Source organism: Klenkia taihuensis (assembly GCF_900112525.1).
In the GTDB taxonomy this organism is placed as follows: Bacteria; Actinomycetota; Actinomycetes; order Mycobacteriales; family Geodermatophilaceae; genus Klenkia; species Klenkia taihuensis.
The window spans coordinates 1,076,804-1,089,808 of sequence record NZ_FOMD01000001.1 but is presented as its reverse complement, the minus strand read 5'-3'; the positions used below and the strand labels follow the sequence as shown (position 1 = coordinate 1,089,808).

At 73.0% G+C, this 13,005-nt stretch carries 19 protein-coding genes; 5 read left to right on the top strand and 14 right to left on the bottom strand.

Going from position 1 to position 13,005, the window contains the following annotated elements:
• The first annotated feature begins 22 nt into the window (after positions 1–22).
• Genes moeA through BM158_RS05475 form a run of 3 tightly spaced genes read left to right on the top strand, consistent with a single transcriptional unit; the run spans position 23 to position 2,207 of the window.
• Positions 23–1,255 carry a molybdopterin molybdotransferase MoeA gene (gene moeA, locus BM158_RS05485; protein WP_091555307.1) on the top strand — a complete coding sequence of 411 codons (1,233 nt, stop codon included), beginning with the start codon at positions 23–25 and terminating at the stop codon, positions 1,253–1,255.
• Positions 1,252–1,722, top strand: a complete 471-nt coding sequence (gene moaC, locus BM158_RS05480) for a cyclic pyranopterin monophosphate synthase MoaC (protein ID WP_091555305.1) — start codon at positions 1,252–1,254, stop codon at positions 1,720–1,722. Before moeA ends, moaC begins: the two co-directional genes overlap by 4 nt.
• Positions 1,719–2,207 (top strand): MogA/MoaB family molybdenum cofactor biosynthesis protein, encoded by a 489-nt coding sequence (locus BM158_RS05475; protein ID WP_091555304.1) that lies wholly within the window; start codon positions 1,719–1,721, stop codon positions 2,205–2,207. Before moaC ends, BM158_RS05475 begins: the two co-directional genes overlap by 4 nt.
• 6 nt (positions 2,208–2,213) lie before the next feature.
• Here BM158_RS05475 and fdhD read toward each other — a convergent pair whose 3' ends face one another.
• Positions 2,214–3,035: a formate dehydrogenase accessory sulfurtransferase FdhD gene (fdhD, locus tag BM158_RS05470; protein WP_091556361.1), complete on the bottom strand. Its 822-nt coding sequence runs from the start codon at positions 3,033–3,035 to the stop codon at positions 2,214–2,216.
• A gap of 32 nt (positions 3,036–3,067) precedes the next feature.
• Between fdhD and BM158_RS05465 the strand changes: the two genes are divergently transcribed.
• Together BM158_RS05465 and BM158_RS05460 are read left to right on the top strand one after the other, a co-directional pair.
• Positions 3,068–3,658 carry an NTP transferase domain-containing protein gene (locus tag BM158_RS05465; protein ID WP_091555302.1) on the top strand — a complete coding sequence of 197 codons (591 nt, stop codon included), beginning with the start codon at positions 3,068–3,070 and terminating at the stop codon, positions 3,656–3,658.
• A 9-nt stretch (positions 3,659–3,667) separates the two neighbouring features.
• Positions 3,668–4,327 carry an SDR family oxidoreductase gene (locus BM158_RS05460; protein ID WP_091555300.1) on the top strand — a complete coding sequence of 220 codons (660 nt, stop codon included), beginning with the start codon at positions 3,668–3,670 and terminating at the stop codon, positions 4,325–4,327.
• Here the strand turns inward: BM158_RS05460 and truA are convergent.
• The 13 genes from truA to rpmD form a co-directional block, all read right to left on the bottom strand.
• Positions 4,324–5,121 carry a tRNA pseudouridine(38-40) synthase TruA gene (gene truA / locus BM158_RS05455; protein WP_278247560.1) on the bottom strand — a complete coding sequence of 266 codons (798 nt, stop codon included), beginning with the start codon at positions 5,119–5,121 and terminating at the stop codon, positions 4,324–4,326. The genes BM158_RS05460 and truA overlap by 4 nt on opposite strands.
• Positions 5,122–5,197: 76 nt before the next feature.
• On the bottom strand, positions 5,198–5,911 hold the full coding sequence (gene rplQ / locus BM158_RS22945) for a 50S ribosomal protein L17 (RefSeq protein WP_091555296.1): 714 nt from the start codon (positions 5,909–5,911) through the stop codon (positions 5,198–5,200).
• A gap of 130 nt (positions 5,912–6,041) precedes the next feature.
• Positions 6,042–7,106 carry a DNA-directed RNA polymerase subunit alpha gene (locus BM158_RS05445; protein ID WP_091061866.1) on the bottom strand — a complete coding sequence of 355 codons (1,065 nt, stop codon included), beginning with the start codon at positions 7,104–7,106 and terminating at the stop codon, positions 6,042–6,044.
• A gap of 152 nt (positions 7,107–7,258) precedes the next feature.
• The gene (gene rpsD, locus BM158_RS05440) at positions 7,259–7,885 is read right to left on the bottom strand and encodes a 30S ribosomal protein S4 (RefSeq protein ID WP_091061436.1); all 627 of its coding nucleotides are present in this window, start codon (positions 7,883–7,885) and stop codon (positions 7,259–7,261) included.
• Positions 7,886–7,931: 46 nt separating this feature from the next.
• On the bottom strand, positions 7,932–8,336 hold the full coding sequence (gene rpsK, locus BM158_RS05435; protein ID WP_055764664.1) for a 30S ribosomal protein S11: 405 nt from the start codon (positions 8,334–8,336) through the stop codon (positions 7,932–7,934).
• Between the two features lie 107 nt (positions 8,337–8,443).
• Positions 8,444–8,818 (bottom strand): 30S ribosomal protein S13, encoded by a 375-nt coding sequence (rpsM, locus tag BM158_RS05430; RefSeq protein WP_091061434.1) that lies wholly within the window; start codon positions 8,816–8,818, stop codon positions 8,444–8,446.
• Between the two features lie 14 nt (positions 8,819–8,832).
• A complete protein-coding gene (rpmJ, locus tag BM158_RS05425) occupies positions 8,833–8,946 on the bottom strand; it encodes a 50S ribosomal protein L36 (protein WP_012950458.1) in 114 nt (37 codons plus the stop codon).
• A gap of 67 nt (positions 8,947–9,013) precedes the next feature.
• Positions 9,014–9,235 carry a translation initiation factor IF-1 gene (gene infA, locus BM158_RS05420; protein ID WP_012950459.1) on the bottom strand — a complete coding sequence of 74 codons (222 nt, stop codon included), beginning with the start codon at positions 9,233–9,235 and terminating at the stop codon, positions 9,014–9,016.
• A gap of 235 nt (positions 9,236–9,470) precedes the next feature.
• Entirely contained in the window at positions 9,471–10,274 is an 804-nt protein-coding gene (map, locus tag BM158_RS05415; RefSeq protein ID WP_091555294.1) for a type I methionyl aminopeptidase, read from the bottom strand.
• Between the two features lie 78 nt (positions 10,275–10,352).
• Positions 10,353–10,955, bottom strand: a complete 603-nt coding sequence (locus tag BM158_RS05410) for an adenylate kinase (RefSeq protein ID WP_091555292.1) — start codon at positions 10,953–10,955, stop codon at positions 10,353–10,355.
• The gene (gene secY, locus BM158_RS05405) at positions 10,955–12,265 is read right to left on the bottom strand and encodes a preprotein translocase subunit SecY (RefSeq protein WP_091555290.1); all 1,311 of its coding nucleotides are present in this window, start codon (positions 12,263–12,265) and stop codon (positions 10,955–10,957) included. The genes BM158_RS05410 and secY overlap by 1 nt, the downstream gene beginning before the upstream one ends.
• A 91-nt stretch (positions 12,266–12,356) precedes the next feature.
• The gene (gene rplO, locus BM158_RS05400) at positions 12,357–12,800 is read right to left on the bottom strand and encodes a 50S ribosomal protein L15 (RefSeq protein ID WP_091555288.1); all 444 of its coding nucleotides are present in this window, start codon (positions 12,798–12,800) and stop codon (positions 12,357–12,359) included.
• 22 nt (positions 12,801–12,822) lie between these two features.
• Positions 12,823–13,005, bottom strand: coding sequence for a 50S ribosomal protein L30 (gene rpmD / locus BM158_RS05395; protein WP_091555286.1), 183 nt, complete (start codon positions 13,003–13,005; stop codon positions 12,823–12,825).

The following is a 13,005-nucleotide window of genomic DNA, read 5'->3' as shown; positions in this document are numbered from 1 at the left end:
GCCGATCGGCGAGGATGGGCCGGTGAGCACCCCCGCGAAGGTCCGCCGGACGGTCGAGGAGCACCGGGCGGCGGTCACCGCGCTGCTGGCCGGCTGCTCGCCGGGCACCGAGGAGGTACCGGTCGCGGCCGCGGCGGGCCGGGTGCTCGCCGAGGACGTCGTCGCCGCCGTCGGCCTGCCGGTGTTCACCAACTCCGCCATGGACGGCTACGCCGCCCGCTGGTCCGACGTCGGCGCGGCCACCGACGGGGCGCCGGTGCGGCTGCCGGTGGCCGAGGACGTGCCGGCCGGGCGCACCGACGTCCCCGCGCTCGCCCCGGGCACGGTGCACCGGATCATGACCGGCGCCCCCGTGCCCGACGGCGCCGACGTGGTCGTGCCGGTGGAGGCCACCGACGGCGGCACCGACCGGGTCACCATCACCTCCTCCCCCGCCGCGGGCTCGTTCCTGCGGCACGCCGGCGAGGACATCGCCGCCGGCAGCCTGGCCCTGCCGGCCGGCACCGTGCTCGGCCCCGCGCAGCTGGGCCTGGCCGCCTCGGTCGGTCGCGCCTCCGTCGTGGTGCGCCGCCGGCCCCGGGTGCTCGTGCTGTCCACCGGCAGCGAGCTGGTGGCCCCCGGCGAGCCGCTGCGGCCCGGCCAGATCCACGAGTCCAACTCCCTCGTCCTGGCCGCGGCGGTCGACGCCGCCGGCGGCGAGGCCCGCACCCTGCACTTCGTGCCCGACGACGTGGACCAGTTCCTGTCCACCGTGCGCGGCGCGCTCGCCGACGCCGACCTGCTGATCACCAGCGGCGGGGTGTCCATGGGTGCCTACGAGGTGGTCAAGGACGCCCTCGGCGCCCTGGGCACCGTGCAGTTCCTCGCCGTGGCCATGCAACCGGGCGGCCCGCAGGGCGCCGGCACCGTGGACGGGGTCCCGGTGGTCACCCTGCCCGGCAACCCGGTGAGCTCCTTCGTGTCCTTCGAGGTGTTCGTCCGGCCGGCGCTGCGCGCCGCGCTGGGGGTGCCGCGGCCCGACCGGCCCCGGCTGCCCGCGCGGCTGGCCGGACCGCTGACCTCCCCGGCCGGGCGGCGGCAGTTCCTGCGCGGCCGGCTGGACGGCGGCACCGTCGAGCTGGTCGGCGGCGCGGGGTCGCACCTGGTGGCGTCGCTGGCCCGCTCGGACGTGCTGGTCGTGGTGCCCGAGGAGGTCACCGAGCTGCCCGCCGGCAGCGAGGTCGAGGTCGTGCTGGTCGGAGGAGGAGAACGATGAGCAGCGGTTTCACCCACATCGACGCCGCGGGTGCGGCGCGGATGGTCGACGTCACCGCCAAGGAGGTGACCGCGCGGGTGGCCACCGCGGCCGGGCGGGTGGTGGTCAGCCCCGAGGTGGTCGCGCTGCTGCGCGGCGAGGGCGTGCCCAAGGGCGACGCCATCGCCGTCGCCCGGATCGCCGGCATCGCCGGGGCCAAGCGGACACCGGACCTGGTGCCGCTGTGCCACCCGATCGCGCTGCACGGGGTGACGGTGGACCTCGAGGTGACCGACGAGGCCGTCGAGATCACCGCGACCGCGCGGACCGCCGACCGCACCGGTGTGGAGATGGAGGCCCTCACCTCCGTGGCGGTCGCCGGGCTGACGGTCGTCGACATGGTCAAGGCGGTCGACCCGCGCGCGGTGATCAGCGACGTGCGGCTGCTGGCGAAGTCCGGCGGCAAGAAGGGCGACTGGGTCCGGTGAGCCTGCCCCCCGGCGCCCGCGCCGTCGTCGTCACCGCGTCCAACCGGGCCTCGGCCGGGGTGTACGAGGACCGCTCCGGCCAGGCGCTGGCCGCCGGGCTGCGCGAGCTCGGCTTCGCCGTCGAGGGCCCGCACGTGCACCCCGACGACGTCGACGTCCTCGCCGGGGCGCTGCGCGACGCGGTGGCCTCGGGCGCGGACGTGGTGGTCACCACCGGCGGCACCGGGCTCACCCCCACCGACGTCACACCCGAGGCCACCCGGCAGGTCATCGAGCGCGAGGCACCGGGCATCGCCGACGCGGTCCGCCGGTACGGCCAGCCCGCGGTCCCCACGGCCGTGCTCTCCCGCGGCCTGGCCGGCACGGCCGGGCGCACCCTGCTGGTCAACCTGCCCGGGTCGACCGGCGGGGTGCGCGACGGGCTGGCCGTGCTCGGTCCGCTGCTCCCGCACGCCGTCAGCCAGCTCCGCGGCGGCGACCACTGACCCGGCTCAGACCACCCGGTGGGCGCCTGCGTACACGTTGCAGCCGTCGCCGCGGAGGAACCCGACCAGGGTGGTGCCGGTGGCCTCGGCGAGCTCCACGGCCAGCGAGCTGGGGGCCGACACCGCCGCCAGCACGGGGATGCCGGCCATCGCCGACTTCTGCATCAGCTCGAAGCTGGTCCGGCCGCTGACCATCAGCACGTGCCCGGCCAGGGGCAGCCGCCCGGCCCGGACGGCGTCGCCGACCACCTTGTCCACCGCGTTGTGCCGGCCGACGTCCTCGCGGACGCAGACCAGCTCGCCGTCGGCGGTGAACAGGCCGGCGGCGTGCAGGCCCCCGGTCTTCTCGAACACCTCCTGCGCGGCGCGCAGCCGGTCGGGCAGGGCGAGCAGGACGTCCAGGTCGACCCGCACCGGGTCAGCGGCGACGTCGAAGGTGGTGCGGGTGCGGATGGCGTCGATGCTGGCCTTGCCGCAGACCCCGCACGAGGACGTCGTGTAGAAGTTCCGCTCCAGGGCGGTGTCGGGCACCGGGACGCCGGGGGCCAGGTCGACGTCGACGACGTTGTAGGTGTTGCGGCCCTCGTCGTCGACGGAGTCGCAGTAGCGCAGCGCGGCGACGTCGTCCGGGGTGCGGATGACGCCCTCGGTGGCCAGGAACCCGTGCACCAGGTCGAAGTCGTGCCCCGGCGTCCGCATGGTGACCGCCAGGGGCTTGCCGTCCAGCCGGATCTCCAGCGGTTCCTCGCTGGCCACGGTATCCGGCCGGGTGCTGCGGTGCGGTCCGCGGATGCGCAGCACCGGCGTCCGGGCGGTCACTCGTCCCACGGCGGCGACGGTACCCACCTACCGTCGGGGGCGTGCCCGAGCCGATCCCGTACGCCGCCGTCGTGCTGGCCGGTGGCCGGGCCGCGCGGCTGGGTGGGCGCGCCAAGCCGCAGCTCGAGGTCGGTGGTCGCAGCATGCTCGACGCGGTGCTGGCCGCCGTCGCCGACGCCGCCCCCCGGGTGGTCGTCGGCCCCCCGCAGCCGGTCCCGCCCGGTGTCGTGGTCGTCCGCGAGGACCCGCCCGGGGGCGGCCCGGTCCGGGGCATGCAGGCCGGGCTGGCCGCGGTGGACGCCGACGTGGTCGCGGTGCTGGCCGCCGACCTGCCGTTCCTCACCGCCGCGGTGGTGGCCGGGCTGCGGGAGCGGCTGACCGGTGACGGCGTGGTGGTGGTCGACGCCACCGGCCGCGACCAGCACCTGCTCGGGGTCTGGCGCACCGCGGCGCTGCGGGCGGCGCTCGCCGGGGTGACCGGCCCGGTGTCGGTCCGGTCGGTGCTGGCCGACCTGGCCGTGCGGCGGTACCGGCCCGACGTCGTGCCCGGGACCCCGCCGCCGTGGACCGACTGCGACACCCCCGCCGACCTGGAGCGCGCCCGGGGTGTCCGCCGGCGGGTCGAGGGGTAGCGGGGGTCCATGCACGTCGTCGTCGCCGGAGCCCACGGCCAGGTCGCCCGCCGCCTCACCCGCCTGCTCGCCGCCCGCGGCGACGTCGTCACCGGGGTGGTGCGCAACCCCGACCACACCGCGGACCTGGGGTCCGACGGCGCCCGGCCGGTGGTGCTGGACCTGGAGCGGGCGACGGTCGGGCAGGTGGCCGACGTCGTCCGCGGCGCCGACGCGGTCGTGTTCGCCGCCGGCGGTGGGCCCGGCAGCGGCATCGCCCGCAAGGACACCGTCGACCGCGGTGCCGCCGTGCTGCTGGCCGACGCCGCCGAGGCCGCCGGGGTCCGCCGCTACCTGCTGGTGTCCTCCTACGGCGTGGACGCCGTCGCCGACGGCGCGACCCCCGACGGCGTGGACGAGGTCTTCGTCGCCTACCTGCGGGCCAAGCTCGCCGCCGAGCAGGACGTGCTGCCGCGCACCGGGCTGGACACCACGGTGCTGCGGCCGGTCGGCCTCACCGACGACCCGGGCACCGGCACGGTGCACCTGGCGCGGTCGGTGGACCGGGGCGAGGTTCCCCGGGACGACGTCGCCGCCGTCCTGGTGGCCCTGCTGGACACCCCGCACACCGGGGTGCTGGAGCTGACCGGCGGCGGCACCCCGGTCGCCGAGGCCGTCGCCTCGGCCTAGGCCTGCGCGTCCCGCCGGGCCCGGGTGACCTCGGTGCGGGCGGCCAGCTGGTCGTCGGGCGGGTAGTCGACCGCGAGCAGGGTCAGGCCGTGCGCGGGGGCCACGGGGACCTCGTCGGAGCGGCTGGTGCGGGCCAGCAGCCCGGCCGGCCAGCCGGGGTCCCGGCGCCCCTCCCCCACGGCCAGCAACGCGCCGACCAGGCTGCGCACCATCGAGTGGCAGAACGCGTCCGCCGAGGCCGACACGGTCACCACGTCACCGGCGCCGTCGCCGTCGCGGACCACGTCGAGGGCCTGGAGCACGCGGATCGTCGTCGCGCCCTCGCGGCGGCGGCAGAAGGCGGCGAAGTCGTGCTGGCCGAGCAGCAGCGCCGCGGCCACCCGCATCACCGGGACGTCGAGCCGGCGCGGCCAGCCGACGGTGTCCCACCGGCGCAGCGGCGGCGGGCCGGCGACGGCGTCGGTGAGCCGGTAGGCGTAGTGCCGGGCCAGCGCGGAGAAGCGGGCGTCGAACCCCGCGGGTGCCGGTGCCGCGGCCGTCACGACGACGTCGGGCGGCAGCGTGCCGCGCAGCCGGCGTAGCAGGCGGTCGCGGTGCTCCGCCCAGACGTCGGCGGGCAGGTCCAGGTGGGCGACCTGGCCGGTGGCGTGGACACCGGCGTCGGTGCGGCCGGCCACGGTCAGGTCGACGTCGTGGCGCAGCACCGTGGACAGCGCGAGCTCGAGGTCGGCCTGCACGGTGCGCACCGTGCGCTGGCGGGCCCACCCGTGCAGCGCGGTGCCGTCGTAGGCGATGTCCAGCCGGACGCGGACGAGCCCGCCACCGGTACCGGTGGCGGGCTCGTCGGCCGTGCTGGTGCTCAGCGGAGCATCACTTCGGGTCGGGCTGCGACTCCCCGCCGGGGGCGTCGTCGCCGGCGGTCGCGGCGTCGGCGTTCTCCGCGGCGTTGACCTCGGCGGCGGCGGCGTCGGCGACCTCGGGCGAGACGCCGTCGGCCTCGACGACGACGCCGTTCTCGGCGGTCGGCTGCTCGTCGGTGACGTTCTCGTCCTGGACCTCGTCGTCGGGGTTGTAGACGTCGGTCACGGTGGCCTCGGCGGCCGCCTGGTCGTCGTTCTCCGAGGTGGAGGCGGTGACCTCGCCGGCCGCCGCGGCCGAACCGGCACCGGAGGCGAACCGGGTGCCGCGGGCGCGCTCGGCCTCGCCGACGGCCTGCTGGCCGACGGTCAGGGCCTCGACGAGCTCGATGACGGCCATCGGCGCGTTGTCGCCCTTGCGGGGGCCGACCTTGGTGATGCGGGTGTAGCCACCGGGACGGTTCTCGTACCGGGGGCCGATCTCGGCGAAGAGGTGGTGGACCACGTTCTTGTCGCGGATCTGGGTCATCACCTGGCGACGGGCGTGCAGGTCGCCGCGCTTGGCCAGCGTGACCAGCTTCTCGGCCAGCGGGCGCAGCCGCTTGGCCTTGGTCTCGGTGGTGGTGATCCGGCCGTGCTCGAACAGCGAGGTGGCGAGGTTCGCCAGCATCAGCCGCTCGTGCGACGGCGAACCGCCGAGGCGGGGGCCCTTGGTGGGGGTGGGCATGGGAGGTCCTTCCTCAGGCCGCCGGGGTACTGCCGGCCGCGCGTGTCACTGACGGGTGGAACTCCGGTCGCGGCAGGTGCCGCTCCCGGCGGGAACCCGCCGCCCCGGGCGGGGCGGCGGGTTCCGTCGATCAGAGCTGCTCGGTCTCTCGGTAGTCGCCCTCGGTGTAGTCCTGCCCGTCGGCGTACTGGGCCTCACCGGGGTAGCTGTCGTCGTAGGTCTCGTCGTAGCTCTCAACCGAGGTGGGGACGAACCCGGGCGGGCTGTCCTTGAGCGCGAGACCCATGGCGGCCAGCTTGAGCTTGACCTCGTCGATGGACTTCGCACCGAAGTTGCGGATGTCCAGCAGGTCGGCCTCGGAGCGGGTGACGAGCTCACCGACGGTGTGCACGCCCTCGCGCTTGAGGCAGTTGTACGACCGGACCGTGAGGTCCATGTCCTCGATCGGCATCGAGAAGTTCGCGATGTCGGCGGCCTCGGCCGGGCTGGGCCCGACCTCGATGCCCTCGGCGTCGACGTTCAGCTCGCGCAGCAGGCCGAACAGCTCCACCAGGGTCGAGCCGGCGGACGCGATGGCGTCGCGGGGCTCGATCGAGGGCTTGGTCTCGACGTCGACCACGAGGCGGTCGAAGTCGGTGCGCTGCTCGACGCGGGTGGCCTCGACGGCGTAGGTCACCTTGAGCACCGGGGAGTAGATGGAGTCGACGGGGATCCGCCCGATCTCCTGGCCCGGCTGCTTGTTCTGGGTGGCCGGCACGTAGCCGCGGCCGCGCTCGACGACCAGCTCGATCTCCAGCCGGCCCTTCGCGTTCAGGGTGGCGATGTGCAGGTCGGGGTTGTGCACCTCGACACCGGCCGGGGGCGCGATGTCGGCGGCGGTGACCTCACCGGGGCCCTGCTTGCGCAGGTACATGGTCACCGGCTCGTCGGAGTCGGAGCTGACGACCAGGCCCTTGAGGTTGAGGATCAGCTCAGTGACGTCCTCCTTGACCCCCGGCACGGTGGTGAACTCGTGCAGGGTGCCCTCGATGCGGATGCTGGTGACAGCAGCGCCGGGGATCGAGGACAGCAGGGTGCGGCGCAGGGAGTTGCCGAGGGTGTAGCCGAAGCCCGGCTCGAGCGGCTCGATGACGAACCGCGACCGGGAGGCGTCGATGGTCTCCTCGGTGAGGGTGGGGCGCTGTGCGATGAGCATGGTGGATCTCCTTCGTGTCCTCCGGCGACCGCCATATGACGCCGTGAGGGGACGTGCCGACGGGGCGGGCGTCTGTCTGCCCGCCCCGTCCGGCCCCCTCGCAGGGTCCCGCCGCGAGCGTGCTCGTGGCGGGGGGCGAGGGGGTCCTTCTGTTACTTCGAGTAGAGCTCGACGATCAGCTGCTCCTGGACCGGCGTGTCGATGACCTGCCGGGCCGGGATGGAGTGGACGAGCACCTTGAGCTGGCTGGAGATGACCTCGAGCCACGCGGGCACCGGCCGGGAACCGGCCTCGGCCTGGGCGACCTGGAAGGGCACCATCTCGGCCGACTTCGCGGCGACCTCGACGATGTCGTTGGCCGACACGCGGTAGGACGGGATGTCCACCTTGCGGCCGTTCACCTTGATGTGGCCGTGGCGCACCAGCTGGCGGGACATGTCGCGGGACTTCGCGAAGCCGGCGCGGTAGACCACGTTGTCCAGGCGGGACTCGAGGATCTGCAGCAGGACCTCACCGGTCTTGCCGGTCTTCTTGTTGGCCTCTTCGTAGTAGCCACGGAACTGCTTCTCCAGCACGCCGTAGATGCGACGGGCCTTCTGCTTCTCGCGCAGCTGCAGGAGGTACTCGCTGTCCTTGGTGCGACCGCGACCGTGCTCGCCCGGGGGGTAGGGGCGGATCTCGATCGGGCACTTGGCGGACTCGCACTTGCTGCCCTTGAGGAACAGCTTCATCTTCTCGCGCCGGCACAGGCGGCAGTCGGCTCCGGTGTAGCGGGCCACGTCGGGTCTCCCTGGGTTTCTAAGAGTGAGTCAGAGAAGGCGCGGGTCAGACCCGGCGGCGCTTCTTGGGGCGGCAGCCGTTGTGCGGCTGGGGGGTGACGTCGGAGATCTGCCCGACCTCGAGGCCGGTGGCCTGGAGGGAGCGGATGGCGGTCTCGCGGCCGGAGCCGGGACCCTTCACGAAGACGTCGACCTTCCGCATGCCGTGCTCCTGCGCCTTGCGCGCGGCGTTCTCGGCAGCCATCTGCGCCGCGAACGGCGTGGACTTGCGGGAGCCCTTGAACCCGACGTGCCCGGCCGAGGCCCAGCTGATCACGTTGCCCGTGGGGTCGGTGATCGACACGATCGTGTTGTTGAAGGTGCTCTTGATGTGCGCCGCGCCGTGGGCGACGTTCTTCTTCTCCTTGCGGCGCACCTTCTTGGCGCCGGCTGCGCGTGCCCTGGGAGGCATGACTCTCTCTTCTCGTTCGTGGCCTGGTGGTGCAGGGGGAGCCCGCGGCCGCCCCCTCTGCGGGGGCGCGACGGCCGGGGCGGGTGCCGGTGAGGGCTACCGCTGGGTCAGCGGGCCTTCTTCTTGCCGGCGATGGTCTTGCGCGGGCCCTTGCTGGAGCGCGCGTTGGTCTTGGTGCGCTGCCCGCGGACGGGCAGACCGCGGCGGTGCCGCAGGCCCTGGTAGCAGCCGATCTCGACCTTGCGGCGGATGTCGGCGGCCACCTCGCGGCGCAGGTCACCCTCGACGCGGAAGTGCTCGTCGATGTAGTCGCGCAGCTTCAGCAGGTCCTCGTCGGAGAGGTCCTTGGCGCGCAGGTCCGGGCTGACACCGGTCGCGGCCAGGGTGGCCTTCGCCGAGGTCGGGCCGATCCCGTAGATGTAGGTGAGCGCGATCTCCATCCGCTTCTCGCGGGGCAGATCGACGCCGGCCAGTCGTGCCATGTCCTGTTACTCCCTCAGCCCTGGCGCTGCTTGTGCCGGGCGTTGTCGCAGATGACCATGACCCGGCCGTGCCGGCGGATCACCTTGCACTTGTCGCAGATCTTCTTCACCGACGGCTGGACCTTCACCGGTGCCGCCCTCATTTCTCAGTCGTTCGTGGTCACGGGCCTCGGCGGTCGGCCGGGCCCGTGGCGGTCACTTGTAGCGGTAGACGATGCGACCGCGCGTGAGGTCGTAGGGCGAGAGCTCCACGACCACGCGGTCCTCGGGCAGGATGCGGATGTAGTGCTGCCGCATCTTGCCGCTGATGTGCGCGAGCACCCGGTGCCCGTTCTGGAGCTCCACCCGGAACATCGCGTTGGGGAGCGGCTCGACGACTCGACCCTCGACCTCGATGGCCCCGTCCTTCTTCGCCATTCCCTGTACGGCCTCCCGATCTGGTGTTCCTCCGGCGCACGCCGGTTCGCGTCCCGCCGGCGCCGGTTCCGGCGCGGACGGGTGGTGCTGGGGTGTCTGGTGCGGGCGTACTCGCAGAGGGCGCCCGACGGCGTGCGGCCACAGCACGACGACGGACGGCGCGAACGCCAGCGGCCACTGTACCCCGCAGGTCACAGCCGTTCCAACCCCGGGTCGGTGTGACCCGGGGCGCTCATCAGGTACGGGGCGTGATGCCGAACGGTGCCAAGCCCGCGACGCCGCCGTCCTCCGCGGTGAGGACCCACGGGCCCTCGGGGGTGATGGCGACGGTGTGCTCGAAGTGCGCGGCCCGCGAGCCGTCCTTGGTCACCACGGTCCAGCCGTCCTCGAGCTCGACGGTGTCGGGGTCCCCGACGGTCACCATGGGCTCGATGGCCAGCGCGAGGCCGGGCACGAGCTTGGGACCGCGGCCGGGCCGGCCGTAGTTGAGCACGTGCGGGTCCTGGTGCATCTCGGTGCCGATGCCGTGCCCGCCGTAGTGGTCGACGATCCCGTAGCGGTGCTCCTCGGCGGTGATGGCGTCCTCCACCGCCGAGCTGATGTCCGACAGCCGCCCGCCGGCCAGCGCCTTCGCCAGACCGGCCCACATCGACCGCTCGGTGACGGCGATGAGCGCTGCGTCGGCGGCCGAGGGCTCCCCCACCGTGACGGTGATCGCCGAGTCGCCGTGCCAGCCCGACAGGATCGCGCCGCAGTCGATGGAGATGTTGTCGCCCTCGGCCAGGGTGCGGCCGGCCGCCGGGATGCCGTGCACGACCTCGTCGTTGACCGACGCGCAGATCGTGCCGGTGAACCCGTGGTACCCCAGGAACGAGGGCACCGCGCCGGCGCTGCGGATGTGGTCCTCGGCGACGGCGTCGAGCTCGGCGGTGGTCACGCCCGCCCGGACCTCGGCCCGGACGGCCGCGAGCGCACCGGCCACCACGAGGCCCGCGGCGCGCATGAGCTCGATCTCGTGCGCGGTCTTGATCTGGATCATGCGTCCCCTCCACCGGGCGACGAGCGGCAGCCGCCCGAGGAGCCCGGCGGTCACCGGGGCCCCCGGCGGCGCACCGGCTCAGCCCTTCGGGTCGTCGGTGTCGGCCGCGGCCAGGGCGTCCATCGCCCGGCCGGTGACCTCGTCGATCTCGCCGATGGCGTCGATGCGGGCCAGCAGGCCCTCCTCGGCGTACCAGCCCGACAGCGGCTCGGTCTGGCGGTGGTAGACCTCCAGCCGGTGCCGGACGGTCTCGGGCTTGTCGTCCTCGCGCTGCACGGGCTTGCCGTCGACGATGACCACCCGGCCCGACAGGCGCCGGACCAGCTCCTCCTCGTCGACGACGAGCTCCAGCACGCAGGTGAGCGTCTGCCCCAGCTCCGTCAGGGACTCCCGGAGCTGCTCGGCCTGCGCGATGGTGCGCGGGAACCCGTCGAGCAGGAACCCGGCCTTGGCGTCGGGCTCGGCGAGCCGGTCGCTGACCATGGCGACGGTGATCTCGTCGGGGACGAGGTCGCCGGCGTCCATGAACACCTTGGCCTGCCGGCCGAGCTCGGTCTGCCCGCTCACGTTGGCCCGGAAGATATCGCCGGTGGAGATGGCCGGGACGCCGAGGCGGCCCGCGATGATCTGCGCCTGGGTGCCCTTGCCCGCTCCGGGGGGGCCCAGGAGGACGACGCGCACTACTTCAGGAACCCTTCGTAGTTGCGCTGGTTGAGCTGCGTCTCGATCTGCTTCACCGTCTCCAAGCCCACTCCCACCATGATCAGCACTGCGGTCCCGCCGAACGGGAAGTTCTGGTTCTGGCCCTCCTGCGTGATCGACAGGAAGAGGTTGGGCAGCACGGCCACCAGACCCAGGTAGATCGACCCGGGCAGGGTGATCCGGGAGAGCACGTACTGCAGGTACTCGGCCGTCGGACGACCCGGACGGATGCCCGGGATGAAGCCGCCGTAGCGCTTCATGTCGTCGGCCCGCTCCTCGGGGTTGAAGGTGATCGACACGTAGAAGTACGTGAAGAACACGATCAGGCCGAAGTAGATGGCGATGTGCACCGGGCTGGACTGGTTGATGACGTAGGTCTCGAAGAACTGCCGCACCGAGCCCGCGGAGTCACCCTGCAGCTGGCTGATCAGCTGCGGCAGGTACAGCAGCGACGAGGCGAAGATGACCGGGATGACACCGGCCTGGTTCACCTTCAGCGGCAGGTAGGTCGAGGTGCCGCCGTACATGCGCCGGCCGACCATCCGCTTGGCGTACTGCACCGGGATGCGGCGTTGGGCCTGCTCGACGTAGACGACCGAGGCGATGACGACGAGGGCCAGCACGCACACCAGGCCGAACACCAGGCCACCGCGCGACTGCAGGATCGAGCCGCCCTCGGCCGGGATGCGCGCCGCGATCGAGGTGAAGATCAGCACGGACATGCCGTTGCCGATGCCCTTCTCGGTCAGCAGCTCGCCCAGCCACATGATCATGGCGGTGCCGGCGGTCAGCGCGATGACCAGCACGACGGTGGTCCAGATGGACTGCGAGGGGATGAGCTCCTGCTGGCAGTTCGGGAACAGCTGGCCGCTGCGGGCCAGCGCGATGATCCCGGTGCTCTGCAGGATCGCCAGGGCGATCGTGAGGTAGCGGGTGTACTGGGTCAGCTTCTGCTGGCCCGACTGCCCTTCCTTCTTCAGCTGCTCGAAGCGCGGGATGACCACGACCAGCAGCTGCACGATGATGCTCGCCGTGATGTACGGCATGATCCCGAGCGCGAAGATCGACAGGCGCAGCAGCGCGCCGCCGGAGAACAGGTTGACCAGCGAGTAGACGTCGCGCTGGTCGGAGGCGTTGGCCTGGTCGAGGCAGCTGTTGATGGCCTCGATGGACACCCCCGGCCCGGGGACGCTGGCGCCCAGCCGGTACACGGCGATGATCGCCAGGGAGAACAACAGCTTGCGCCGGAGGTCTGGCGTCCGGAACGCCGCGGCGAACGCCTGCAGCACGTGCCCTCCCCGAGTCGGTCGTGCGAGGTTAACAACAGCAGAAAGCCCCCCTGACCCACCCGGGTCACCGGGTGGATCAGGGGGACCTTCACTACAGCTGGGTGGTGCTGCCCCCGGCCGCGGCGATCTTCTCGGCCGCGGACGCGGAGAAGGCGTGGGCCGAGACCTCGACCTTGACGCCCCCCAGCTCGCCGGTGCCGAGCACCTTGACGGGCTGGTTGCGACGGACGGCGCCGGCCTGGGCCAGCGTCTCCGGGTTCACCGGGCCACCGTCGGGGAACAGCGAGGCGATCTTGTCCAGGTTGACGACCTGGAAGACGACCTTGTTCCGCGGGGTGAAGCCCGACAGCTTCGGCAGCCGCATGTACAGCGGGGTCTGGCCACCCTCGAAGCGCGCAGAGACCTGCACGCGGGCACCGGAACCCTTGGTACCGCGACCGGCGGTCTTGCCCTTGGAGCCCTCACCACGACCCACGCGGGTCTTCTTGGTGTGGGCGCCGGGGGCCGGACGCAGGTGGTGGACCTTCAGAGTCATGTCAGTGTTCCTTCTCGACCGCTCAGGCGATCTCTTCGACGGCGACCAGGTGGGTCACCGTGGCGACCATGCCGCGGATCTCCGGGCGGTCCTCCTGGACGACCGTGTGGTTGATCCGCTTCAGGCCGAGCGACCGCAGCGTCTGCCGCTGGTTCGGCTTGGTGCCGATCGCGGACTTGACCTGGGTGACCTTGATCTGCGCCAC